This is a genomic window from Sphingopyxis sp. GW821-FHT02C12 (assembly GCF_059421785.1).
Map to the genome: position 1 here is coordinate 198,982 of NZ_JBWKVQ010000001.1, position 23,740 is coordinate 222,721.

The window sequence follows — 23,740 nt, forward strand, 5'->3', positions numbered from 1 at the left end:
CCGGTTTAGTCTGCATTGGATGATTGATCATCCGCCCGCGAGCCTGTCTGCGGGGTCAATCCTTACGAAGCAACAACGGCGTAGTATTCTTGCGTTAAACCGGCGTCATGGCGCGCTGAGTCGTTGAACGGCGGCTTCAGCCCTCCTCGAAATCGCGATTTTACGAGGCTTTGCCAGGTTAATGCACGCGCGAATCCCCGTTCATCGCACGCCCGGTTGAACCAGTCTGTGCCCGCGCTCACATGGCGAATCTCGTCGCGATAGATGCGCCGCAGGATCGTCGCCGAAACCGTGTCGCCGGCGCCCTCGAACCGGGTGATCATCGCCGGCGTGACGTCGAGCCCGCGCGCTTCGAGCACCATCGGCACGATCGCCAGCCGCGCCAGCGCATCGTCGCTCGTCGCTTCGGCCGCCTCCCATAATCCGGCATGCGCGGGCAGCGCGCCATAGTGGCTACCGAGCGTGCGCAGCCGCCGGTCGAGCAGCGCGAAATGCATCGCCTCGTCCGCCGCCACCCCGACCCAGTCGTCGACGAAGGCGCGCGGAAATTCTCCCCCGAAGCGTCCGACAAGGTCCACCGCAAGGTCGATCGCGACGAACTCGATATGCGCGAGCGCGTGGAGCATCGCGATGCGTCCGCGCTCGGAACCTCCCTTGCGGCGGCTCGGCATGCGGTTGGGCGGCAGCAGCTGGGGATGTTCGGGCCAGGCCGGCCGATCGGGCATCGCGACGTCGCAGCGATGGGCGAGGTCGCCGCGCCGCCAGGCGCGCGCCAGTTCGCGCGCCGCGCGCCTTTTGGCGTGCGGATCGGCGGTCAGCAGCACCGCCCGCGCAGCTTCGCCCAAGGAGTTCATGGATTCCCTATCCCGTTCGCGTCGAGCGAAGTCGAGACGCCCCTCGGTCCGGCCCAGCGTCTCGACTGCGCTCGACGCGAACGGAAAAAGGGGCAATAATCATCAAAGCGCCTTCGCCGCCTCCAGCACCGCTTCGGCATGGCCTTTCACGCGTACCTTGCGCCATTCGCGCGCGAGCTTGCCGTCGGCGCCGAACAGGAAGGTCGAGCGTTCGATCCCCATATAGCTGCGGCCATAATTTTGCTTTTCGACCCAGGTGCCGAACGCCTCGCACAGCGCGCCATCCTCGTCGGACGCGAGACGGACGGTCAGCCCATATTTGTCGCGGAACTTGCACAGTTTTGCCGGCGCGTCGCGCGACACCGCCAGCACCTGCGCGCCGAGCTTCGCGAAGTCGTCGGCAAGCCGCGTGAAATCCTGCGCTTCGACGGTGCAACCCGGCGTGTCGGCCTTGGGGTAGAAATAGACGACCAGCGGCGCGCCCGTCAGGCCCGCAAGGTCGATCGCCGCGCCATCGGCATCGAGCAGGGGCACCGCGGGAATGGCATCGCCGATTGCGAGGGTCATCGTTCGTCTCCTCAATAAATAGGGACAGTCCCTATTGGCTGCGATCGCGAATCGACGCCCACCAGTTTGTAATCTCCTGCCGCGCGGCGTCGTGCGCGGCAAGCAGTTGCGGCCAGCCCGGTTCGCCGCACTGGCTCGCCACCAATTGCCGCGCCGCGGCGGTCGCGGGCTCGCCCTCGGGTGCGGTCAGCCGCAGCATCACCAGCATGCGCGCGAGCAGCGCATGCGCCTCGCACACTTCGGGCGGTGCGAGGCCCTTGCCCTTCAGGCAAGCGAGCGCCGCCGCGATATTGGGGTCATGGCATTCGCCGCTGGCGAGCTGGGTCACCTGCATCGCGAATTCGAGGTCGACCAGCCCGCCCGGCCCGCCCTTGATGTCGAGCGCGCCCTTCGGCGGCTTGTGTGCCGCCATCTTGTCGCGCATCTCGGCGGCGTCCTGCGTCAGTTTCATCGCATCGCGCGGCGCCGCGAGCAGCGTGTCGATGACGCACTGCACCTCGGCCTTCGCACCGTCCGATCCATAGACGGGCCGCGCGCGGAGCAGCGCCATATGCTCCCACGTCCAGGCCTCCTCGCGCTGATAGCGTTCAAAGCTGTCGAGCGTGACGACCAGCGGCCCCTGCGCACCCTGCGGCCGCAGCCTGGTATCGACGTCGTAGAGCTTGCCCGCCGCGGTCGGCACCGACATCGCCGCGGTCACCCGCTGCGCGAGGCGGTTGTAATAGGTCGTCGCGCCGAGCGGCCGCCGCCCGTCGGATTCGGCGAGATGATCGCCGGTGAACAGATAGATCAGATCGAGGTCCGACGCGTGCGTCAGCGCCCGTCCACCGAGCCGCCCCAGCGCGAGGACCACCAATTCGCTGTCGGCGATCCGCCCATGCGCCTCGACGAATTCGGCGACCGTCGCATCGGCGAGCACCTGCAGCGCCGCCTCGGCAAGCTCGGCATAGCCGCGCGCAATGACCATCGGGTCGCTCGCGCCCGCGATCAGTTGCACGCCATACGCGAAGCGCCGCTCGCCGACCCGGTCGCGCACGCGGTCGAGCAGGCGTTCGTAATCGAGCCCCGCGAGCCCCGGCGCCCATTCGGCCCGCAACTGGGCCTTGTCGGCGGGCGCATCGAAAGCGCGTTTGTCGATCAGCCCTTCGATCAGTTCGACCCGCACGCCCAGCGCCTCGGCAAGCGTCGGTGCCAGCGTCAGCACGCGCACCGCGACCTTCGCGAGTTCGGGCTGCGCGGCGAGCAGATGGAAAAAATTGATCGCGCTCGGCAACCCCGACACCAGCTTGTCGAAACGGATCAGCGCCGCTTCGGGATCGGGTGCGGCGCCCAGCGCCTTGACCAGTTCGGGCAGCACCGTCTCGAGCGCGTCCTGCGCCGCCGGGGTGCGCAGCGCGCGCAGCTTGCCCCCTCGCCATTCGGCGATCACGCGCAATGCCGGCTCGGGCGGTTCGAAACCCGCCGCCATCAGCGCCCCGGCAAGTTCGCCCTCGTCGCGCGGCAGCCCGCTGGTCGCCGCCCGTTCGAGGACGAGCCGGTCGTAACAGGCGGCGACCTCGGCGGTGACGGGCTGGAGCATCGCGAGCAACGCCGCGCCGTCGTCATGCCCGTCGAGCCGCGCCACCGCATCCAGCGCGGCGGGCTGCAGCGGCAAGCCATGCGTCTGCTGGTCCTCGATCATCTGCAACCGATGTTCGATCCGCCGCAGCACCGCATAATGGCCGGTCAGCCGCTCGGCGATATCGGCGCCGATCCGCCCGGCTTTAGCGAGCGCCGCAAGCGCGTCGACTGTCGCCGGCACACGCAGCGACGGGTCGCGCCCGCCATAGATCAACTGGTGGACCTGCGCGAAAAACTCGATCTCGCGGATGCCGCCGCGCCCGCGCTTGAGGTCATATCCCGGCCCGAAGGCCTGCCCCTGCGCAAAATGGTCGCGGATTCGGTCGCTCATCGCGCCGATTTCCTTGAGCTGGCGGAAATCGAGGCTGCGGCGCCAGATGAAAGGCTGGATCGCCGCCAGGAATTCGGCGCCCAATGCGCGGTCGCCAGCCGACGCGCGCGACCTGATAAACGCGGCTTGCTCCCACGCCAGCGCCTCGGATTCATAATAGGATATCGCGGCATCGACCGGCAGCACGATCGGCGTCACCTCCGGGTGTGGGCGCAGCCGAAGGTCGACGCGCAGCACATGCCCGTTCGCCGTACGCGCCGACAATATTTCGGTCATCCGCCGCGCGATCCGCACCGCCGCCTCGGTCGGGTCGTCGCGTTGGCGACGCGGCATCGTCTCCGGATCGAAGATCAGGATCGGGTCGATGTCCGAAGAGTAATTGAGTTCGTGGCTGCCGAGCTTGCCGAGCGCGATCACCGACAACCCGCGCGGTGCCTCGCCGGGCACGCGCTCGGCAAAGGCAGCAGCAAGCGCGGCATCGCAGGCGGCGTCGGCAAAGGCCGACAGGTGCCGCGTCGTCGTCGCGACATCATGCTCGCCCGACAGGTCGCCGAGCGCAAGCAACAAGGCGATGCGCCCGCGCCACTGGCGCAGGCTCACCATGATATCGTCATCCATCGGCGGCGCGGCGACCGCCGCCAGCGCGGCGTCGGTGCCGTCGGTCAGGAAGCGCGTCACATCATCGGGCTGCAACTCGGCCAGCCGCGCGAGAAAGGGCGCATTGGCAGTCAGGCGATCGAGCGCCGATTGGCGTTGGGAAGTCATCGCCCCGCCCTATCACCTGCTCCGGCCAAGCTCGCAACCCATAGCGCGCAATAGCGAAGGGATGACCTCAGGCCGGAACCGTGCTCTCGTCGAAGAACAGCACCTGAGAGATCGCGGCGCGCAGCGTCGCGGGCTGGTACGGTTTGGTGAGCAGGAAGGCCGGCTCGGGGCGATCGCCGGTGAGCAGCCGTTCGGGGAAGGCGGTGATGAAGATGACCGGTACCTTCAGCCCGGTCAGGATTTCCTGCACCGCCTCGATCCCCGAGCTGTTGTCGGCAAGCTGGATGTCGGCGAGGACGAGGCTCGGTGTGTGCGCTTGCGCCTCGGCGACCGCCTCACTGTGCGTGGTTGCGACCGCGACGACGTCATGCCCCAGGTCGCGAACGATCATTTCGATGTCCATCGCGATGATCGGCTCGTCCTCGATGATCAGGATGCGCGCACGCGTCTGGCGGTCGATCTCGGCCATCGCCTCGTCGATCAGCCCGCGCACCGTCGCGGCGTCGCGGCCGATGATGCGTCCGGCCTCATCTTCGCTGAAGCCTTCGACCGCCGTCAGCAGCAGGGCCTGGCGCGCGAGCGAGGGAATGCGGCGCAGCCGCGCGTCGGCGATCGCGATGTCGGCGGCGGCGGGTTCGTCCGATTTCCCCTGTTGCTCGCTGGCGAGCCCGAAATTGTCATGCACCATGCGATAGAGCTGAATGCGCAGGTCGGCGCGCGTATCGACCGCCGCCGGGTTTGCGACCAAAGTCTGCAACAAGCCCGCGACCAAAGCATCGCCGCTCCGCTGGCTTCCCGAAATTGCACGGCCGTAGCGGCGCAGATAGGGAAGATGCGGCGCGATCGCCTGACCCAATGACATAGTTTACCTCCTGATACAGGTCCATGCCTGCCTCGAAACCCGCCGGAATCGGACGATGCTCCGCCCGCGCCCGATATTATTGCGCCGACGTGGAACGATCTAACGGCAAATTGGTTTCATGGGGAAGAAGAAACGCGCCATTGCTCTTTGTTGAAGGCGCGGTTAGCTACAGGCCCCATGTCCATTGGATATCATGATAATGCCGTCTGAATCCGGGTCCCCTTCACAGAAGCGAACCGGAAAAGACGGTGACAAGAAAATGACCAGAAAGGCGCAGGACGTGAACATCGCCCTGCGTCGCGCCTATGAGTCTGCGGTCGACGAGACGATCCCCGATTCGATGATGGACCTGCTCAACAAGCTCAACTGAGTCGCGTCACCCGGCCTTGCCACGCTGATACCGACTCTCGAAATCCGACTGGAAAGCCGCGAAGCGCCCCTCGGTGATCGCATCGCGCATCCCCTGCATCAGATCCTGATAGAAATGCAGGTTGTGCTGCGTCATCAACATCGCGCCAAGCATCTCGCCCGCGCGGACGAGATGATGGAGATAGGCGCGCGTCCAGGTCGAGCATACCGGGCAGCCGCAGGCCTCGTCCAGCGGCGCCTGATCCTCGGCATGCTTTGCATTGCGGATGTTGACCGGACCGCTCCAGGTGAAGGCCTGCCCGTTACGCCCCGAACGCGTCGGCAGCACGCAGTCGAACATGTCCACACCGCGCGCGACCGCACCGACCAGATCGTCCGGCTTGCCGACCCCCATCAGGTAGCGCGGCCGGTCGGCGGGCAGTTGGCTCGGCGCATAGTCGAGCACGCCAAACATCGCCTCCTGACCCTCACCCACCGCGAGGCCGCCGATCGCATAGCCATCGAAGCCGATGTCGGTCAGCGCCGCCGCTGAGCGTGCGCGGAGCGTCTCGTCGAGCGAGCCCTGCTGGATTCCGAACAGCGCCGAACGCGCCGCATGTTCCTCGCCGGCGTCGAAGCCCGCGCGGCTGCGCGCGGCCCAACGCATCGATCGTTCCATGCTCGCCTCGGCGCGCCTGGCATCGACGCCATTCGGCGGGCATTCGTCGAACGCCATCACGATGTCGCTGCCGAGCAGCCGCTGGATCTCCATCGAGCGTTCGGGCGTTAGCATGTGACGCGATCCGTCGAGATGGCTCTGGAACGCCACGCCTTCCTCGCTCTGCTTGGTCAGCGCCGACAGGCTCATCACCTGATAGCCGCCGCTGTCGGTCAGGATCGGCCGGTCCCACCCCATGAATTTGTGCAAACCACCCAGCCGCGCCATGCGCTCGGCGCCGGGGCGCAACATCAAATGATAGGTGTTGCCCAGGATGATGTCGGCGCCGGTCGCGCGAACGTCCGCAGGGCGCATCGCCTTCACCGTCGCGGCGGTGCCGACGGGCATGAAGGCGGGGGTGCGGATGTCGCCGCGCTGCATCGCGATGACGCCGGTTCGCGCTGCGCCATCGGTCGCGGCGACCGAAAAGGTGAATCTTGTGGTCATGGCGCGCGCCTATGGCGGGCGGGCGCGCGAAAGTCGAGCGCCGCGCCTATTCGCGCTCGTCCTCGCTCGATGGTTCATCGGCAGCCGCCTTCGCCTTTTCCTTCGGCTTTTCCTTCGCGAAGATTTCCGCCAGTTCCTTCTTCCGCGCCGCGGTCAGCCCCTCTTCGGCGGCGGGAAACATCTCTTCCTCTTCCTCGTCGATATGGTGGAGATAGCGATGCTTCATCGTCCGGAATCGCGTCAGCCAGCCGGTCGAGGCAAAGTCCATCTCATAAAGTTCGGTGAGCATCTCGTCGATTTCCTTATGCTCGCTCGCACTGTGCTGGGCGTCCTCGCGAAGGTCGGGCTGGCCCATCATCGTCGCATAAAGCGAGAGTTCCTCGGACGCCGCGTGCGCGGTCACCTCGATGCGGAATGCCTCGAACAATTGCTCGCGCTCGGGACTGTCGCCATGGGTGTCGTCGATCCGGTCGAGCAGGTCGCGATGCCGGTCGTGATCGGCCTTGAGTCGCGCGAATATCTTTGCTTCCGCCATGATCGTCTCCGTTCGCTGATCCCTCGAACGGATAACGGCTTATGACGGCAGCGGTTCCGCTGCGGCGAAGTCAGGGTCCCTTGGGGGCTTCGGTCGGCGCCTCGGCAGGCTGCGTCGGCAAAGGCCGCACCGGTTCGACATAATCCGAATAGAGCGCGGTCGCCTTGGCCGCGACGCGGTCGAGCACCTCGGTCTTCTGGTCCGCAAGCATCCGATCGGTGATCGCCCTCCCCGATTCGTCGCCGAGTGCAGCCGCGACCGAGAACCACGCGGCGGCGGTTTCCTTGTCGGCCGCAACGCCCTGCCCTTCGAGATAGAGGATGCCGATGCCGTAAAAGGCGTGCGGCTCGCGCTTTCTTGCCGCCGCCTGATAATAGTCCATCGCCTTGGCGAAATCGACCGGCGTGCCGCGACCATTGGCGTGCATCACGGCCAAGCTGACCTGCGCCGCCAGATTATCCTGCGCCGCCGCCTTCTTCAGCCAGCCGAACGCAGCCTTCGGATCCTCGGCCACACCCTCGCCGGTGTCGTACATCACGCCGAGGCGCCACTGGCACTGGCTAAGCCCCTTGTCGGCGCATTTGCGGTACAGCCCCGCTGCCTTCGCCTTGTCGGCAGTGATATTCTCACCATTGTCATAGAACCAGCCGAGCGCGAACTGCCCCTCGGGGTCACCCTCGCCCGCCTTTTCCTGCGCGAGCGCAAAAGCCTCGATCGGCTTGCCCGCCTCGATCAAGTCGGCGACCTGCTCGCCGGTCGATGCGGCGGTGAGCGCGACCCACGCCAATCCCACGATCGCGACGCGCTTGATATGATGTGCTGTGCTGAACATGGGTGCCTTTTGGCAAAGACGCAGCGTCGGCGCCAGCGCTACCTGCGCGACCGTGTCAGTTGCCCGTCCAGTCCGTCGTCGTGGTAAACGACGGCAGCGCCAGCGAGGTCGCGGTCTGCTGCGTGGCGGCGGCGATGAGATAGGGTGACACACGGTGCCGGGTGCACAGCCCGCCATTGCCGTCACTGACCATCGACTGTTCGAATTCGATGCCCTGCTGGTGCTTCTTGGTCCGGCGGACGGTTGCGGTGGCAAGTTGGCCTTCGCCGAAGTCGATCACGAACTGGGTGCCGATCGGCACGTCCATGATCCCTTCGATAAAGGCGCCGGTCGCCGACAGGTTACGCATCACGACGGTATAGCGGTAATTGTCGTGGATCGCACCGACATTGCGGAACATCTGGAAACGATCGTTGCGCTGACGCGCCGGACCCGCTGGCTTGATCGTCCAGTTTCCCGATTCGGCATGGCCGAGCAGTTCGTCGTTCGACACCGACTTGCTGTACACATACCCTTGCACATGGCTGACGTTGAGTTTGCGGATCAGGTCGAGCTGGTCGAGCGATTCGATACCCTCGGCGGTCGTTTCCATTTCGAGCGCCTCGGCGAGCGCGACGATCGCCGCGATGATCGCGCCGTTGCGCGAACCCGGTTGGGTCGCACCGCGTACGAAGCTCTGGTCGATCTTGATCTTGTCGAACGGCGCCGACTGCAGATAGCCGAGCGACGAATAGCCGGTGCCGAAATCGTCGAGCGCGAGGCGGACGCCGATCGCCTTCAGCGCCTTGAACATTTGGCTGGTTTCGGCCGAATCGCCGAGAAAGACGCTTTCGGTGATTTCGAGTTCGAGCTGTTCAGGCGGCAGGCCACTGGCGGCGAGCGCATGGGTGACGATTTTCGGCAATTCGGCGTTGGCGAACTGGATCGGCGAGACATTGACCGCGACGCGCATCTCGCCCGGCCAGCGCGACGCGTCGTCGCACGCCTTGCGCAGCACCCATTCGCCGAGCGTCCAGATGAGGTTGGCTTCCTCGGCGATCGGGATGAACAGCGCCGGCGAGATCGGTCCGCGCTCGGGATGCGTCCAGCGGATCAGCGCCTCCATGCCGGTGACGGTATCGGTCTTCGCGTTGACGATCGGCTGGTAAGAAAGCTCCATCTCGCCGCGTGCAAGCGCATCGCGCAAATCTTCCTCAAGCGCGCGGCGGTCTTCCGCCGACTGGTGCAGGTCGCTCGAATAGAAGCTGAACCGGCCGCGCCCATTGCCCTTGGCCGCATAGAGCGCGAGGTCGGCGTTGCGAACGAGATTGTCGCTGTTGTCGCCGTCGAACGGGCTGATCGCAACGCCAATCGAGGCGCCGATGATGCAGCGGCTACCCTCGACCGAATAGGGCTGCGACAGGCTGTTGATGATGTCCGACGCCATGTCGCCCAATTTGCCGCGATCCTCGACGTCGGGCAGGATGATCTGGAATTCGTCGCCGCCCAGGCGGCTGACCATTTCCTTGTCTCCCACGATCTTGAGCAGCCGTTCGGCGACCTGCTTGAGCAGCGCGTCGCCGGCGGGGTGGCCCAGCGTGTCGTTGACCTGTTTGAAGCGGTCGAGGTCGAGCAGCATGATCGCGCACGATCGCTGTTGCTGGGTGAAGGCGGCGAGCGTCGTATCGAGCTTTTTCGAAATGTTGAAGCGATTGGCCAGCCCGGTCAGCGAATCATACATCGCGAGCCGCGACGCATCCTCGGCCGACCGGCGCTGCTCGGTGATGTCGATGCCGCTGCCGCGATAGCCGGTGAAGCGGCCGCCGCCGTCGAAGTGCGGGCGTCCCGACACCGCCCACCAACGCTGGTCGCCCTCGAACGCGCCGCGCAGCGGCAATTCGTCGAATTTCGATTGTTTGGTGAGCAGGAAGGGCAGAGTGCGCTGCCGCTCGCCATGGCTGTCGACCGGCAGGAACAGGTCGGAAAAAGTGGCGCCGAGCATCGCGGCGGCAGTCCGCCCCATCTGCTGCGCGACATGATGGGTGATATAGGTCAGCCGACCGTCGGCATCGGTCGACCAGAACCAGCCCTGGCCGCTTTCCTCGTAATTCTGAAGGAGGAGCAACGCTTCCTTGGTGTGGATGCTGGGAACGACTTCAGGGCGCGGCGTCGCCGCGCGCGCGCTGAACTTGCCCAAAAACCCTCGCCCACCGCCGTCTGGCACTCTCTATTTCCCCCGGTCGTCCGGGCGCAGCACCGGCTTACCCATGTCGCATCATCGTGCTGGTCCCCACCAATTGAGACCATTTGCCTGAAATCCCTTGCGAATCAGTAAATGACGGGGAGTCAGATCAGGGGAGCAGCAGACTCGCGTCGCCATAGCTGTAGAAGCGATAGTCATACGCGATGGCGTGGGCATAGGCCGCCTGCATCGCGTCGAGTCCCATCAGCGCGCTGACCAGCATGAACAGGGTCGATTTGGGAAGGTGGAAATTGGTCATCAACCCGTCGATGGCGCGGAAGCGATAGCCCGGGGTGATGAAGATCGCGGTGTCGCCCGCAAAGGGCGCGATGATACCATCCTCCCGCGCCGCGCTTTCCAGCAGGCGCAGGCTGGTCGTGCCCACCGCGATGACGCGTCCCCCCGCCGCGCGCACCGCGTTCAGCCGCCCGGCAGTGTCGGCATCGATGCGGCCCCATTCGGCATGCATGACATGATCGTCGGTATCGTCGGCCTTGACCGGCAGGAAGGTTCCCGCTCCCACGTGGAGCGTGAGCGTTTCGCTTTTTACCCCGGCTTCGGCGAGCGATTCCAGCAGTTCGGGCGTAAAATGCAGCGCTGCGGTCGGTGCCGCCACCGCCCCGTCTTCCTTCGCGAACATCGTCTGGTAATCGCTGCGGTCGGCCTCGTCGGTCCCGCGCTTGCCCGCGATATAGGGCGGCAGCGGCATCGTGCCGGCGCGTTCGAGCAGGATTTCGACGGGCTCGTCGCCGGCAAAGGCTAGGATGAAGCTGCCGTCGGGGAGCCGGTCCTCGGCAACCGCTGCGACGCCCGAACCGAAATCGACGCTTTCTCCAACACGAAGCCGCTTGCCATTGCGGATGAAGGCCTGCCAGCGGCGCAGGTCGATGCGCTTGTGCAGCGTCGCGCCGATTTTCGCTTCGCCGCGTTTCCCTTCGAGCTGCGCCGGGATGACCCGCGTGTCGTTGAAAACGAGGCAGTCGCCCGCACGAAGCAGCGCCGGCAGGTCGCGCACACCCCGGTCGGACATTGCCTGTCCCTCGACCACGAGCATCCGCGCCGCGTCGCGCGGACGCGCCGGGCGGAGCGCGATACGCTCGGCAGGGAGGTCGAAATCGAAGGCGTCGACGCGCATCGCGCGCCTCTCCTTACCGGATCGGTGCGTTGAGCTGGTCGGCGGTGATCGGCGCCGCGGCGGGCGCAGGCACCGTGTCTGTCAGCATCGACGCCGGCGGCATCGGCTTGTTGTCGGCGGCGACCGACACCTGGACCATTCGCGACATCACTTCCGGCGGTTCGCCTTTGTGGATCGCATCGACATATTGCATGCCCGAAATCACGCGGCCGAAGGCGGTGTAGCGGCGGTCGAGGCTGAAGCGCGGCTGGAGCATGATGAAGAACTGGCTGTTCGCGCTGTCCTCGCTCTCGGCGCGTGCCATCGACAGCGTTCCGCGCAGATGCGGCGTCGGGTTGAATTCGGCCTTGAGGTCGGGAAGCTGCGAGCCGCCCTGCCCGGTCGCGGTCGGATCGCCCGTCTGCGCCATGAAGCCGTCGATCACGCGGTGGAATTTCACCCCGTCATAGAATCCCGCACGCGCAAGCTGCTTCACACGTTCGACATGGTTGGGGGCAACGTTCGGATAGAGCTGCGCGACGATCCGCCCACCGGTCGAAAGGTCGATGTTGAGCATATATTCGGGGTTGTTGATATATTGGTCGGGCGTCATCGCCGGCACCGCCGGGGCGACCGTGGTTTCGCCCGTGGGCGGTGCCGTCGCGGGCGCCTCCGCCGGGGGCGTTTCCTGCGCCGCGAGCGGAGCCGCAAGGCCGAGCGCTATCGCCGTCAGGATCAGGGGGCGGAAGGTGAATGTCATGCTGGATCGGCCTTTGTGATGAAATGCTCTATGCGCCCCGTCTGGCGCGGCCCTAGCGGGAAAAAGCTGAACGCTCAATGATCGCGATCAGGCGTCGCCCTGGCGCAGCCCGCGTTCGGCGATGCGCCCCGTCACCGCGTCCTTCACCGCCGGAGTGACGAACTTGTGGATGTCGCCGCCGAAGATCGCGATTTCCTTGACCAGCCGCGACGCGATCGGCTGCAATCCGACGTCGGCCATCAGGAACACCGTCTCGATCCGGTCGTTCAATTGCTGGTTCATGCCCGCCATCTGATATTCATATTCGAAGTCGGCGACGGCGCGCAGCCCGCGCACGATCACGCTCGCGCCCTCGCGTTCGGCAAAGTCCATCAGCAGCGAGTTGAAACCGACCACACGGATATCGCCGCCGATGCTCGTGACCTCGCGGCGGACCATCTCGATCCGCTCCTCGTCGTCGAACAAGGGCGATTTGGTGATGTTGGTCGTCACCCCGATGACCAGCCGGTCGACCAGCTTCGCGCCGCGCCGGATGATGTCCATATGTCCCAGGGTGATCGGATCGAACGTCCCCGGATAAACCCCCACGCGCATCAGCGGTCCCTTTCCACGATATAATGGGCGATGGCGCGCAGCAGCGTCGCCTCTTCCCCGAAACCTGCCAGATGGCCGATCGCCTGGTCGACAAGCGCGACCGCCTGTTCGCGCGCCCGGTCGAGCCCCATCAGCGTCACGAACGTCGCCTTGCCCGCCGCCGCGTCCTTGTGCAGCGCCTTGCCGGCGAGTTCCTCGTCGCCCTCGACATCCATGATGTCGTCGGTGATCTGGAAGGCGAGCCCGATGTCGCGCGCATAGCCGCGCAGCGGCGTGCGTCCCTCGGCCGGGATGCGCGCAAGGATCGCGCCGGCCTCGACCGAGAAAGCGATCAGCGCCCCGGTCTTCAGCTGTTGCAGCCGGGTCACCGTGGGCAGATCGAACTGCGCGGTCTCCGCCGCAAGGTCCATCATCTGCCCGCCCGCCATGCCCGCCGGTCCGGCGGCACGCGCGAGTTCGCGAATCAATTCGCTGCGCACGAAGGGATCGGCGTGGGTCGCGGGATCGACGAGCCATTCGAACGCGAGCGCGTGGAGCGAATCGCCCGCGAGCACCGCGGTCGCCTCGTCATAGGCCCTGTGCACCGTCGGCTTGCCGCGGCGCAGGTCGTCATCGTCCATGCACGGCAGGTCGTCGTGGATCAGCGAATAGACATGCATCGCCTCGACCGCCGCGCCGACGCGCAGCGAGAGATTGCGGTCGACATGATAAAGATCGCCCGCCGCGCGGACGAGCAGGGGACGCAGCCGTTTGCCGCCGCCGATCGCGGCGTGGCGCATCGCCTGATAGAGACGCTCGCGCGGATCGTCGGGGATTTGCAGCAGCTGGTCGAACAGCCGGTCGGTCGCCTCGACCACCTCGGACTGCGCATCCGCGAGCAGGCGGCCGCCGTCGATATCCCCTTCCGCGACCGTCATCCGGTTCAGCCTTCGCCGAAGGGCGTCGTACCCGCCGGCCGGCCGTCGGCGCCGAGGCTGACCTGTTCGATGCGCGCCTGCGCCGCGGCGAGCCGGGCCTCGCAATGGCCGCGCAGCGCATGGCCGCGTTCGTAGAGCGCCACCGATTCCTCGAGGCTGACGTCGCCGCTTTCGAGCCGCCGCACGATCGTTTCGAGTTCGCCCATCGCGGCTTCGAACGAGAGCGCGGCGATGGCGGGGGCGCCAGAGGTTTCCGGGGCGGGTGCGGGGGTGTCCGTCATGGCACCTGCTTTGGCCCTTTCGGCACCCGATGGTCAAGTGCGGTCAAGCTTGACGTCGCCCGGCGGCGCACTAGGCTCGCGCGATGTTCATCGGCCATTTCGCCCCGGCGCTGGTCGCCGCCGCCCGGCCAAAAGCGGCAGGCCTCGGGACGCTCTTCGTCGCCGCACAGCTTGTGGATATCGGCTTCGCAGCGCTGCTGATCCCGGGGATCGAGGCGATGCGCATCGCCCCCGGCATCACCGCGATGAACCCGATGGACCTCTTTCATATGCCCTACACCCACAGCCTGCTCGGCAGCCTGCTCTGGGCTGCGGGGTTCGGGGCGCTCGTCTGGTTCGCGACGAAGCGGCGCGCGGCGGCGATCGGCGCTGCGCTGGTCGTCGTGTCGCACTGGTTCGTCGACCTGCTCGTCCATATTCCCGACCTGACGCTCTATGGCGCGCCGCCCAGGCTCGGGCTCGGCCTGTGGGATCATCCGGCGATCGCGATGCCGCTGGAGATCGCCTTCATCGGCGCCGCATTGATCTACTACGCCCGCCGCACACAGGCGCCGACGAGCAACCGGCGGCTGTGGATTCTCGCCGGACTGCTCGCCTTCGCGCAGGCGGTCGACTGGTTCGGGCCGAAGGAACCGGTCTATTCGCTCGCGATCCCGGCGACGATGCTTTTCGCTTATGCGCTGCTCGCCGCGACCGCCGCCTGGGCGGGCGCCAACCGCCGTGTCGCGGGGACGATGCCCTGATGCTGCAGGCCGCGGCCGGATACGGCTTCACCGCCCTGATCTTCGGGATTCTCGACGCCTTGTGGCTGACGAAGGTGGGACCGAAACTTTATCGGCCGGAAATCGGCGAACTGCTGATGGACGGCTGGCGCCCCGCGCCCGCGCTCATCTTTTACGCCCTCTATATGCTCGGTATCCAGATTTTCGCGGTCCAGCCCGCGCTCGCAGCGGGAAAATGGCACGTCGCGGCGACTTACGGGGCGCTGTTCGGCTTCTTCTGCTACATGACCTACGACCTTACCAACCATGCGACGATGAAGATCTGGTCGACCAAAATCACTCTCGCCGACATCGCCTGGGGCACCTGCGCGACCGGGCTGTCGGCGGGCGCCGCCGCCTGGCTGGTGCTGGCGCTGCTGCCGCGCAGCGCCTGAGCGCGCTCCACCGCGCGCAATCACGTTTCCGTTTTTTGCAATTGCCGAATGTGGCATGTCGCATCATGCTGCACCGCACAAGAGAGAGGGGCGTAAAGGCAAGTTTTGTTCGTTAAACAAGGACTTGCATCATGAAAAAGTTTCTCCTCCCTATCCTGACCCTGTTCGCCGTCCTGCCCGCCGCCGCGCATGCCGAGGAAGCGCGCCGTTTCGAACATGAGGGTCGCATCTACAGCTACACGATCAAGACCGTCGGCGAACGCCGCATCATCGATGGCGTCGACGAGGCGAGCGGCAAGCGCTTCTCGCTTCGCGTCGGCACCCATAAGGTCCGCGGCACCGTCGGTTCGCAGCAGGTCGAATTCTCGCTGAAGGACGTCGAGCCGCTGAAGGCCACGGTCACCGTCCTCGCCGCGCGCTGATCCGTCTTCGACCGCAGACCCCATGGTGCGAAATGCACTATGGGGTCTGTTCCTATCGCGCGCACGCGGCTAAAGGCGCGCCATGACTCAGACAGCAGCCGCGCCCGCCTCCGTCATCACCCCCGAGATCGTCGCCGAACACGGCCTGTCTCCGGAAGAATATGAGCGCGTCCTGCACGCGCTCGGGCGCGAGCCGAACCTTGTCGAACTCGGCATCTTCTCGGTCATGTGGTCCGAGCATTGCAGCTATAAAAGCTCGCGCCTCCACCTCAAGAAACTGCCCACCGAAGCGCCGTGGGTGATCTGCGGTCCCGGCGAGAATGCCGGCGTCATCGACATCGGCGAAGGCGAAGGCGGCAAGAAGCTCGCCGCGATCTTCAAGATGGAGAGTCACAACCACCCGTCGTACATCGAACCCTATCAGGGCGCCGCGACCGGGGTCGGCGGCATCCTGCGCGACGTCTTCACCATGGGCGCGCGCCCCGTCGCGAACCTCAACGCGCTGCGTTTCGGCCGCCCCGACCATCCGAAGATGAAGCACCTCATCTCGGGCGTCGTCCACGGCATCGGCGGTTACGGCAATTGCGTCGGCGTCCCCACGGTCGGCGGCGAGGTCAATTTCCACAAGGCCTATGACGGCAATATCCTCGTCAACGCGATGACCGTGGGCATCGCCGAACAGGACAAGATCTTCTATTCGGCCGCCAGCGGCGTCGGCAATCCGATCGTCTATGTCGGGTCGAAAACCGGCCGCGACGGCATTCACGGCGCGACGATGGCATCGGCCGACTTTGGCGAGGATGCCGAGGAAAAGCGCCCCACCGTGCAGGTCGGCGACCCCTTCACCGAGAAATTGCTGATCGAGGCGTGCCTCGAACTGATGGCGTCGGATGCGATCGTCGCGATCCAGGATATGGGCGCCGCGGGGCTTACGTCGTCGTCGGTCGAAATGGCGTCGAAGGGCGGTGTTGGCCTCCACCTCAAGATGGACGATGTGCCGCAGCGCGAAACCGGCATGACCGCCTATGAAATGATGCTGTCCGAATCGCAGGAACGCATGCTCATGGTGCTGAAGCCCGGCCGCGAGGATTTCGCCGCCGCGATCTTCCACAAATGGGAACTCGATTTCGCGGTCATCGGCACCGTCACCGACACCGGCCGCATGGTGCTCGAGCATAAGGGCGAGATCGTCTGCGACATTCCGCTCGCCCCGCTCGCCGACGACGCGCCGCTCTACGACCGGCCGCACGTCCCGACGCCGAAGCAGCCCGAACTGACGAACGTCCCCGAAACGACCGATGTCGCCGCCGACCTCAAGACCTTGATGGGCACCCCCGACATCGCCAGCCGCCGCTGGATCTACGAACAATATGACAGCCAGGTCGGCGGCGACACGCTGCAGATCGGTGGCGACGCCGCGCTTGTTCGTATCCATGGCACCAACCGCGCGCTCGCCATGTCGACCGATTGCACCCCGCGCTATTGCTACGCCGACCCTGTCGAGGGCGGCAAGCAGGCGGTCGCCGAAACCTGGCGCAACATCAGCGCGGTCGGCGCCACGCCCTTGGCGATCACCAACTGCCTCAATTTCGCCAACCCGCAGCGCCCCGAAATCATGGGCCAGATCACCGGCTGCCTCGACGGCATGGCGCAGGCGTGCCGCGCGCTCGACTATCCGATCGTCTCGGGCAACGTCAGCCTCTATAACGAGAGCAAGGCGACCGGCGGCGGCAGCGCGATCCTGCCCACCCCCGCGATCGGCGGCGTCGGCGTGATCGAGGATCTGAACCGCGCCGTGGGGATCGGCTTCAAGCGCACCGGCGACATCGTCTTGGCGGTCGGCGAGCGCGCCGGCCATCTCGGCCAGTCGGTCTGGCTGCGCGAAATTTTGGGCCGCGAGGAAGGTCCGCCGCCGCCCGTCGACCTGCGCGCCGAAAAGCGCACCGGCGATTTCATCCGCGGTGCGATCAACGCTGGCTGGATCACCGCCTGCCACGACGTCTCCGACGGCGGTATGGCGGTGACGCTCGCCGAAATGGCGCTCAAGTCGAACATCGGCGTGCTGGTCAGCGAAGAACAGCCTTTCGGCGTCGCCGAAAGCTTCTTCGGCGAGGATCAGGGCCTCTACCTCGTCACCGTCTGCGACACCTGCCTCGCCGATTTCCTCGACGCTGCCGGCCGCGCCGATGTGCCCGTCGATCCGGTCGGGCGCACGATCAAGGACCGCATCGTCTTCGAACTGGAAGGCAGCGACCATAGCGTGACGCTCGCCGAGCTGCGTGACGCGCATGAAGGTTTCTTCCCGACGCTGATGGGGGCCGACGCGGCGCTCGCATAACCAGTCACGAAAGAGAGGGGCCGATGAGCATCCATGTCGGAATCGGGGGCTGGACCTTCGAACCGTGGCGCGGCCCCTTCTACCCCGCCGGCCTCGCACAGAAACGCGAGCTCGAATATGCCGGCCAGCATCTGACCGGCATCGAGATCAACGGCACCTATTATGGCAGCCAGAAGCCCGAGACATTCGCGAGCTGGGCGGCCTCGGTCCCCGACGGCTTCAAGTTCAGCGTCAAGGCCTCGCGCTTCACCACCAACCGCAAGATACTGGCCGAAGGCGCCGGATCGATCGAGAAATTCCTGACGCAGGGGCTGACGCGGCTCGGCGACCGTCTCGGCCCGATCCACTGGCAGTTCATGGCAACCAAGAAGTTCGACCGCGACGATTTCGCCGGCTTCCTCGACCTGCTGCCCGACAGCCAGGACGGCCTCCCCCTCCGTCACGCGATCGAGGTCCGACACGAAAGCTTCCGCGACCCTGCCTTCACCGCCATGCTGCGCGAGCGCAACATGGCGGTCGTCTATGCCGACAGCGACGAATTCCCCTGCATCGACGAGCAGACCGCCGACTTCACCTACGCCCGCCTGCAACGCAGCCAGGAGGATGTCGAAACCGGCTACGACGCGGCGGCGCTAGGCAAATGGGCTGCCCAGGCGAAGGACTGGACCAAGGGCGACCGCGACGTCTTCCTCTTCTTCATCTCGGGCGCGAAGGTCCGCAATCCCGTGGCCGCACAGGCGCTGATCGCGCGGCTATGAGTGCCGGCTATTCGGGCACCCCGCTCGCGAAGAAATTGTCGCTGAAGGACGGGATGACCGCGTGGTTCCACGCGATGCCCGCCAGCGTGCGCGAAGAGATCGGCGATGTCGCGCTCGACGAACGCGCCGCGCCCGAGGCGGGCCTGCAGGCCGCGCATATCTTCACGACGGAACGCGCCGAACTCGACCGGATGCTCCGCGAACTGCGCACCCTCATCGATCCTGCGGGTTTCGTCTGGGTTAGCTGGCCCAAGAAAGCCTCGAAGGTCCCCACTGACATCAGCGAGGACGTCATCCGTGACATCTGCCTGCCGATGGGCTGGGTCGATGTGAAGGTCTGCGCGGTGGACGCGGTCTGGTCGGGGCTGAAGCTGATGGTGCGGAAAAAGCTGCGCTGATCGACAAAAGCGACGGTCGGGCTAAATAGATCCTCCCCTTCGCGAAGCGTTGGGGAGGGGGACCGCGCCCGCAGGGCGTGGTGGAGGGGTCGCGCGTGCCGCCAAGCAACAACGCCTACAGGAACGCGAAACGGTTGCGCCGCAAGATGTCGCTCCCCGAAGTGCTGCTCTGGCAAATCCTCAGAAAGCAGCCCGGCTATATCAAATTCAGGCGCCAGCACCCGATCGGCCGATATGTGCTGGACTTCTATGTGCTGGAACTAAAGCTCGCGATCGAGATCGACGGCATCGCCCACGACATGGGCGACAGGCCCGACCGCGATGAGACGCGCGACCAGTGGATTGAATCGCAAGGAGTGCGGATGCTGCGTATCGCCGCGAAGGACGTCCTCGCCAACCCCGTCGCTGTCGCAGACAGCATCGTGCGGCTCTGTACCGAGAGGTAAAACCCCTCCACCACTCGCTACGCGAGCGGTCCCCCTCCCCATGGCTTCGCCAAGGGGAGGATCTATTCGGTCACGCCGCCGCGGCCTGCGCCGCGAGGAAATTATAGGGGTCGATGCCGCGGCTGCGGTATGCCCGGTGCGCTTCCTTATAAAGCGTCGGTTCCCCGATCCCCAACCGCGCGCGTGCGGCGTCGAGCGGTTCGGCGAGCAGCGAGCGGATATCCTGCTCGATGATCGCCTTCGACGCCTTGCCGTGACGCTGGCCCTGGCGGATCGCGCCCATCACCGGCGCGTCGCCCTTGACGCTGCGCTTCAGTTCGTAACCGCCGGCATAGGCGATGAAGAAATTGCCGTAATTGCCCGTCTGGCCATAGGTGAAGCCGAGCACGCACTGCTCGCCGAGTGCGTCGCGGCCATAGCCGGTCAGGATGTGGAACAGGTCGTGCGTGTCGCGCAGGCGGTTGGCATACCACTGCACCTGGTCGTCGAACTTCGGGCGCCCCATCTTGTCGGCCTCGGCGACCAGGCCGGCCGCCGACAGGCCTTCGCGGCGCATGAAGGTGACATAGGCGTGGCCCACCGTGCCTTCGGGCAGTGCGTCGATCCAGCCATGATCGTCGAGCAGATCGGGCAGATAGGGCTCGCTCGCCATCAGCCGCTGGCCGAAATCGCTTTCGACGAAGGCGCGCGCATCATCCATGAAGCCCTTGCGCGGAAGATTCTCGAAGATGTGGAAGACCTGCTCGGTGTCTTCCTTGTCCTTGATCAGCTTGCGAAAGTGCGACAGCGCCTTGAACGGGCGGAACTTAGCGGGCTGGCGGGCGGGATGGGAGAAGATGGTCGGGGTCATGGCGGCTCTCTTTCGGCGGACTCTGGCGAATCATCTGACGCTGTCCAGATAGCATTACTGACATACATGTCAATAGCGTCTCGACGGGCTGGACGGACTGGCCTCCGAACCGTTATACCATCATAATACAGCATCGGCGATGTGCGCGATGATCGAGAAGTTGCGAAGACCTTCGATCGACAGGGGAACGGTATGAACGGGCAAGCGGCAGCAACGCGTTACGAAAGTCTCGACGCCATTCGCGGCGTCGCTGTGATGGGCATATTGGCGATGAACATCGTCGCCTTCGCATTGCCGATGAGCGCCTATTTCAATCCCGCCGCCGGCGGAGCGCCAGGCACGAGCGACCTTGCAACCTGGGCGTTCAATTTTGTGTTCGTCGATTCCAAGATGCGCGGGCTGTTTTCGGTGCTGTTCGGCGCCAGCACCCTGCTGGTGATCCAGAGCGCCGAGGCGAGCGGGCGCGGCGCGGCCGGTACGCATTATGCGCGAATGTTCTGGCTCGGGCTGTTCGGCCTCGCCCACTATTACCTCTTCTGGTTCGGCGACATCCTGTCGCTCTATGCCGCGTGCGGGCTGCTGCTGTTCCTGTTCCGAAACCTGTCGATCCGCGCCCTGCTTATCTGGGCGATGGCCTTCCTGTTCGTCTCGCTGCTGTTCCTGGGATCGACCTGGCTGTCGATCGCGATGCTCGACACCGGCAATCTCCCGCCCGAAACCGCCGCCGCCATGGGTCAGCAGATGGCCGAATTCAACGCGATGATGGGACCGAACTCGCCGACCTATGCCGCCGACGTCGCCCATTTCCTCGGCAGCTATCGCGAGATCGCGGGCACCCGCATGGGTTCCGACGCCGCCGAACCGCTGGTGCAGGTCATGCTGTCCCTGTGGGAGAGCATGGCGCTGATGCTGATCGGTATGGCGCTGTTCAAGTCGCGCATGCTGACCGGCGAATGGAGCCCGGAGCGCTACACCAAATGGGCCACCGCCTGCTTCGCGATCGCGGCACCCGTGCTGGCATGGATGGCGTGGCACAGCGCGCAGACGGGCTTCGCGACGATGACGGTGTTCGGAACCAGCCTCGTCTTCTCGACGCCGTTCGACATCCTGATGACCGTCGGCTGGGCGGCGCTGATCATGCTGCTGATCCAGACCCGCGCCAGCGCCGCGGTCCGGGCGCGCCTCGCCGCGACGGGGCGCATGGCCTTCACCAATTATCTGGTGACGACGATCGTGATGACGACGATCTTCTACGGCTATGGACTGGGCCTGTTCGGCAGCGTCGGGCGCGCCGGACTTTACCTGTTCTGCTTCGGCATGTGGGCGGCGATGCTGTTCTGGTCGAAACCCTGGCTCGCCCGCTTCCACTACGGGCCGCTCGAATGGCTGTGGCGCAGCCTGTCGCGCTTCAGCCTGCAACCGATGCGGAAAGGCGCGGCGGTTCAGTAACCGACGGCGCGCCCGAAACCGGGAGCGCGGCGCTGGACAAGCGGATTGGCTTCCTTTTCCAGCGCAGCCAGCGTTTCCTCGAACAGCGGGCGCAGCGTGACCACGCGTGGCAGATATTCTTCGGGGCTGACCTGACTTTCGATGCAATGGCGCGCGAAGGTTTCGATATCTTCGGCAAGGTCGGCGAGTTTTTCGGCTCCGAACTGACGCGATTCGCCCTTCAGCGTGTGCGCGGGCATGACGAGCCCGCGTGCGTCGCGGGCGCGCATCGCTTCCTCGATCGCGACGACCGATTTGGTGCCGTCTTCGCGAAAATAGCCCAATATCCGCACGAAAGCAGCGCCGAGCTGCGTGCGCGTCGCGCGGAATTCATCCCAATCGACCAGGATATCGTCCACTCGTTTGTCCCTTGGCATCAAAATTCGGTCTTTGGTCCCAGCCCCGTCATGCCGCGAATCCGGTAAAAAAGCCGTTACGATGGGGACGTCCGCTTCCGATGCGGCCCGTTTTGGGTCAGGTGCGGCGGACCAGCCAGCGGCCTGCGGCTTCGGTCGTGACGGTCCAGCCATGTTCGCCCGCCAGCGCCGCGACTTCGCGCTCCGCCTGCGGATCGTCGGCGAGCAGGATCACAGCGGGATCGGTACGCATCGCGCGGGCGAGCCGTAGCGCCGGCCATGGGCATTTCATGCCGCGCGCATCGACGATTACCGTATCCAAGTTTTCAGCGGCCGTCATTCGTCATAGGGATTGCGCGAATTGCGGAAATTCAGCCGCACGGGCACGCCCTGAAACCCCAGTTCCTTGCGCATGCCGTTGACCAGATAGCGCTCGTAACTGCCCGGCAGCGAGTCGGTGCGCGTGCCGAAAACGACGAAGGTCGGCGGGCGGGTGCGCGCCTGGGTGATATAGCGTAGCTTGATGCGCTTGCCGCCGGGCGCGGGCGGCGGGTTGTTTTCGACCGCGCTTTCGAACCAGCGGTTGAGCCGTGCGGTCGAGACGCGGTTGGTCCAGATCGCGCGCTGTTCGAAGGCGACACGGACAAGCGTGTCGATTCCCCGGCCCGTCGCGCCCGAAATGGTGAGTACCGGGACGCCCTTGACCTGGCTGAGTCCGTCCTCGAGCGCGCCTCGGACGCCGTTGAACAGCGACGACGGGTCCTCGGCTACGTCCCATTTGTTGAGCGCGACGATCAGCGCGCGGCCTTCCTGCAGTACCCGGTCGGCGATGTGCAGATCCTGCGATTCCAGGCCTTTGGTGGCGTCGAGCAGCAGTACCACGACCTCGGCGAAATCGACCGCGTGGAGCGCGTCCATCACCGACAGTTTCTCCAGCTTGTCCTGCACCTTGGCGCGCTTGCGCATGCCCGCAGTGTCGAACAGCTGGATCTCGTGGACCTCCCCGTCATTTTCCCACCGCCAGTCGACGCGGATCGAATCGCGCGTGATCCCCGCCTCGGGTCCGGTGATCAGCCGGTCCTCGCCGATCATGCGGTTGATCAGCGTCGATTTGCCCGCATTGGGGCGGCCGACGATCGCCAGCTTCAGCGGACCGAGCGGCGCATCTTCATCCTCTTCGCCTTCGATGGGCGGTGGCAGCACTTCAGCCGCGGCGGCATCGAATCCCTCGACGATCGGGCGCAGCGCGTCGAACAGGTCGACGATGCCCTCGCCATGTTCGGCGCTGAGCGCGATCGGATTGTCGAAGCCGAGCGAATAGCTTTCGTTGAGGCCGTTTTCGCCCTGTTTGCCCTCGGCCTTGTTGACCACGAGGATGATCGGCGTGTCCTCGCTGCGCAGCCAGCGCGCGATTTCCTCGTCGAGCGGAGTCACGCCGGCGCGGCCGTCGATCATGAACAGCGCAGCGTCGGCCTCGCGCACCGCTTTCTCCGTCTGCACACGCATCCGGCCGGGCAGCGTCGCCGCGTCATAATCCTCGAACCCCGCGGTATCGACGATCGTGAATTTCAGTCCCAGCAGTTCGCCGTCGCCTTCGCGCCGGTCGCGCGTCACCCCCGGCTGGTCGTCGACCAGCGCCAGGCGCTTGCCGACGAGCCGGTTGAACAGCGTCGATTTGCCGACATTGGGTCGGCCGACAATGGCGATCGTTGCGGATCGCGCCATTTCATATTCCTTCAATAAATAGGGACAGTCCCTATTT

26 protein-coding genes are annotated in these 23,740 nt (G+C 65.5%); 9 read left to right on the forward strand and 17 right to left on the reverse strand.

Annotated elements, in window-relative coordinates:
- Positions 1 to 62: 62 nt before the first annotated feature.
- The 4 genes from AC07U1_RS00895 to AC07U1_RS00910 form a co-directional block, all read right to left on the reverse strand.
- Positions 63 to 854, reverse strand: coding sequence for a ferritin-like domain-containing protein (locus AC07U1_RS00895; RefSeq protein ID WP_495178603.1), 792 nt, complete (start codon positions 852 to 854; stop codon positions 63 to 65).
- Between the two features lie 102 nt (positions 855 to 956).
- Positions 957 to 1,421, reverse strand: a complete 465-nt coding sequence (locus AC07U1_RS00900; RefSeq protein WP_495178604.1) for a peroxiredoxin — start codon at positions 1,419 to 1,421, stop codon at positions 957 to 959.
- Between the two features lie 31 nt (positions 1,422 to 1,452).
- Positions 1,453 to 4,137, reverse strand: coding sequence for a bifunctional [glutamine synthetase] adenylyltransferase/[glutamine synthetase]-adenylyl-L-tyrosine phosphorylase (locus AC07U1_RS00905; RefSeq protein ID WP_495178605.1), 2,685 nt, complete (start codon positions 4,135 to 4,137; stop codon positions 1,453 to 1,455).
- A 67-nt stretch (positions 4,138 to 4,204) separates the two neighbouring features.
- The gene (locus tag AC07U1_RS00910) at positions 4,205 to 4,999 is read right to left on the reverse strand and encodes a response regulator (RefSeq protein ID WP_495178606.1); all 795 of its coding nucleotides are present in this window, start codon (positions 4,997 to 4,999) and stop codon (positions 4,205 to 4,207) included.
- Positions 5,000 to 5,258: 259 nt separating this feature from the next.
- Between AC07U1_RS00910 and AC07U1_RS00915 the strand changes: the two genes are divergently transcribed.
- The gene (locus AC07U1_RS00915; protein ID WP_162248534.1) at positions 5,259 to 5,369 is read left to right on the forward strand and encodes a NepR family anti-sigma factor; all 111 of its coding nucleotides are present in this window, start codon (positions 5,259 to 5,261) and stop codon (positions 5,367 to 5,369) included.
- A 6-nt stretch (positions 5,370 to 5,375) separates the two neighbouring features.
- On the opposite strand, the gene tgt is transcribed toward AC07U1_RS00915, so the two are convergent.
- From tgt to AC07U1_RS00960, 9 genes are all read right to left on the reverse strand, one after another.
- Positions 5,376 to 6,512: a tRNA guanosine(34) transglycosylase Tgt gene (gene tgt, locus AC07U1_RS00920; RefSeq protein WP_495178608.1), complete on the reverse strand. Its 1,137-nt coding sequence runs from the start codon at positions 6,510 to 6,512 to the stop codon at positions 5,376 to 5,378.
- Between the two features lie 46 nt (positions 6,513 to 6,558).
- Complete coding sequence (locus AC07U1_RS00925) at positions 6,559 to 7,047, reverse strand: hemerythrin domain-containing protein (RefSeq protein WP_495178609.1); 489 nt, start codon at positions 7,045 to 7,047, stop codon at positions 6,559 to 6,561.
- 70 nt (positions 7,048 to 7,117) lie between these two features.
- Positions 7,118 to 7,879, reverse strand: a complete 762-nt coding sequence (locus AC07U1_RS00930) for a tetratricopeptide repeat protein (protein WP_495178610.1) — start codon at positions 7,877 to 7,879, stop codon at positions 7,118 to 7,120.
- A 55-nt stretch (positions 7,880 to 7,934) separates the two neighbouring features.
- Positions 7,935 to 10,055, reverse strand: coding sequence for an EAL domain-containing protein (locus AC07U1_RS00935; RefSeq protein ID WP_262408147.1), 2,121 nt, complete (start codon positions 10,053 to 10,055; stop codon positions 7,935 to 7,937).
- A 154-nt stretch (positions 10,056 to 10,209) separates the two neighbouring features.
- The gene (gene queA / locus AC07U1_RS00940) at positions 10,210 to 11,235 is read right to left on the reverse strand and encodes a tRNA preQ1(34) S-adenosylmethionine ribosyltransferase-isomerase QueA (RefSeq protein ID WP_495178611.1); all 1,026 of its coding nucleotides are present in this window, start codon (positions 11,233 to 11,235) and stop codon (positions 10,210 to 10,212) included.
- Between the two features lie 13 nt (positions 11,236 to 11,248).
- Positions 11,249 to 11,974, reverse strand: coding sequence for a peptidylprolyl isomerase (locus AC07U1_RS00945; RefSeq protein WP_495178612.1), 726 nt, complete (start codon positions 11,972 to 11,974; stop codon positions 11,249 to 11,251).
- Between the two features lie 87 nt (positions 11,975 to 12,061).
- Positions 12,062 to 12,568: a pantetheine-phosphate adenylyltransferase gene (gene coaD / locus AC07U1_RS00950; RefSeq protein WP_056343510.1), complete on the reverse strand. Its 507-nt coding sequence runs from the start codon at positions 12,566 to 12,568 to the stop codon at positions 12,062 to 12,064.
- Complete coding sequence (locus AC07U1_RS00955) at positions 12,568 to 13,485, reverse strand: polyprenyl synthetase family protein (RefSeq protein WP_495178613.1); 918 nt, start codon at positions 13,483 to 13,485, stop codon at positions 12,568 to 12,570. Before AC07U1_RS00955 ends, coaD begins: the two co-directional genes overlap by 1 nt.
- A 5-nt stretch (positions 13,486 to 13,490) precedes the next feature.
- The gene (locus AC07U1_RS00960) at positions 13,491 to 13,766 is read right to left on the reverse strand and encodes an exodeoxyribonuclease VII small subunit (RefSeq protein WP_187141051.1); all 276 of its coding nucleotides are present in this window, start codon (positions 13,764 to 13,766) and stop codon (positions 13,491 to 13,493) included.
- Positions 13,767 to 13,849: 83 nt separating this feature from the next.
- On the opposite strand from AC07U1_RS00960, the gene AC07U1_RS00965 reads away from it, so the two are divergent.
- The 7 genes from AC07U1_RS00965 (at position 13,850) to AC07U1_RS00995 (ending at position 19,284) form a co-directional block, all read left to right on the forward strand.
- Positions 13,850 to 14,509: a hypothetical protein gene (locus tag AC07U1_RS00965; RefSeq protein ID WP_495178614.1), complete on the forward strand. Its 660-nt coding sequence runs from the start codon at positions 13,850 to 13,852 to the stop codon at positions 14,507 to 14,509.
- Positions 14,509 to 14,922: a DUF2177 family protein gene (locus AC07U1_RS00970; protein ID WP_495178615.1), complete on the forward strand. Its 414-nt coding sequence runs from the start codon at positions 14,509 to 14,511 to the stop codon at positions 14,920 to 14,922. The genes AC07U1_RS00965 and AC07U1_RS00970 overlap by 1 nt, the downstream gene beginning before the upstream one ends.
- Before the next feature lie 131 nt (positions 14,923 to 15,053).
- Positions 15,054 to 15,344, forward strand: a complete 291-nt coding sequence (locus tag AC07U1_RS00975; protein ID WP_056343528.1) for a hypothetical protein — start codon at positions 15,054 to 15,056, stop codon at positions 15,342 to 15,344.
- Between the two features lie 82 nt (positions 15,345 to 15,426).
- The gene (gene purL / locus AC07U1_RS00980; RefSeq protein WP_495178616.1) at positions 15,427 to 17,682 is read left to right on the forward strand and encodes a phosphoribosylformylglycinamidine synthase subunit PurL; all 2,256 of its coding nucleotides are present in this window, start codon (positions 15,427 to 15,429) and stop codon (positions 17,680 to 17,682) included.
- Between the two features lie 23 nt (positions 17,683 to 17,705).
- On the forward strand, positions 17,706 to 18,440 hold the full coding sequence (locus AC07U1_RS00985) for a DUF72 domain-containing protein (RefSeq protein WP_495178617.1): 735 nt from the start codon (positions 17,706 to 17,708) through the stop codon (positions 18,438 to 18,440).
- Positions 18,437 to 18,838 (forward strand): hypothetical protein, encoded by a 402-nt coding sequence (locus tag AC07U1_RS00990; protein WP_495178618.1) that lies wholly within the window; start codon positions 18,437 to 18,439, stop codon positions 18,836 to 18,838. Before AC07U1_RS00985 ends, AC07U1_RS00990 begins: the two co-directional genes overlap by 4 nt.
- A 95-nt stretch (positions 18,839 to 18,933) precedes the next feature.
- Positions 18,934 to 19,284, forward strand: coding sequence for an endonuclease domain-containing protein (locus AC07U1_RS00995; RefSeq protein WP_492742725.1), 351 nt, complete (start codon positions 18,934 to 18,936; stop codon positions 19,282 to 19,284).
- A 70-nt stretch (positions 19,285 to 19,354) separates the two neighbouring features.
- On the opposite strand, the gene AC07U1_RS01000 is transcribed toward AC07U1_RS00995, so the two are convergent.
- On the reverse strand, positions 19,355 to 20,134 hold the full coding sequence (locus tag AC07U1_RS01000) for a Coq4 family protein (protein WP_056343541.1): 780 nt from the start codon (positions 20,132 to 20,134) through the stop codon (positions 19,355 to 19,357).
- A gap of 192 nt (positions 20,135 to 20,326) precedes the next feature.
- Between AC07U1_RS01000 and AC07U1_RS01005 the strand changes: the two genes are divergently transcribed.
- Complete coding sequence (locus AC07U1_RS01005) at positions 20,327 to 21,583, forward strand: DUF418 domain-containing protein (RefSeq protein ID WP_495178619.1); 1,257 nt, start codon at positions 20,327 to 20,329, stop codon at positions 21,581 to 21,583.
- On the opposite strand, the gene AC07U1_RS01010 is transcribed toward AC07U1_RS01005, so the two are convergent.
- The 3 genes from AC07U1_RS01010 to der form a co-directional block, all read right to left on the reverse strand.
- Complete coding sequence (locus AC07U1_RS01010; RefSeq protein ID WP_056343545.1) at positions 21,577 to 21,999, reverse strand: Hpt domain-containing protein; 423 nt, start codon at positions 21,997 to 21,999, stop codon at positions 21,577 to 21,579. The two genes, AC07U1_RS01005 and AC07U1_RS01010, sit on opposite strands and share 7 nt — an antisense overlap.
- Positions 22,000 to 22,096: 97 nt before the next feature.
- Entirely contained in the window at positions 22,097 to 22,300 is a 204-nt protein-coding gene (locus tag AC07U1_RS01015; protein ID WP_262408148.1) for a sulfurtransferase TusA family protein, read from the reverse strand.
- 14 nt (positions 22,301 to 22,314) lie between these two features.
- On the reverse strand, positions 22,315 to 23,703 hold the full coding sequence (gene der, locus AC07U1_RS01020) for a ribosome biogenesis GTPase Der (RefSeq protein ID WP_495178620.1): 1,389 nt from the start codon (positions 23,701 to 23,703) through the stop codon (positions 22,315 to 22,317).
- Positions 23,704 to 23,740: the final 37 nt, after the last annotated feature.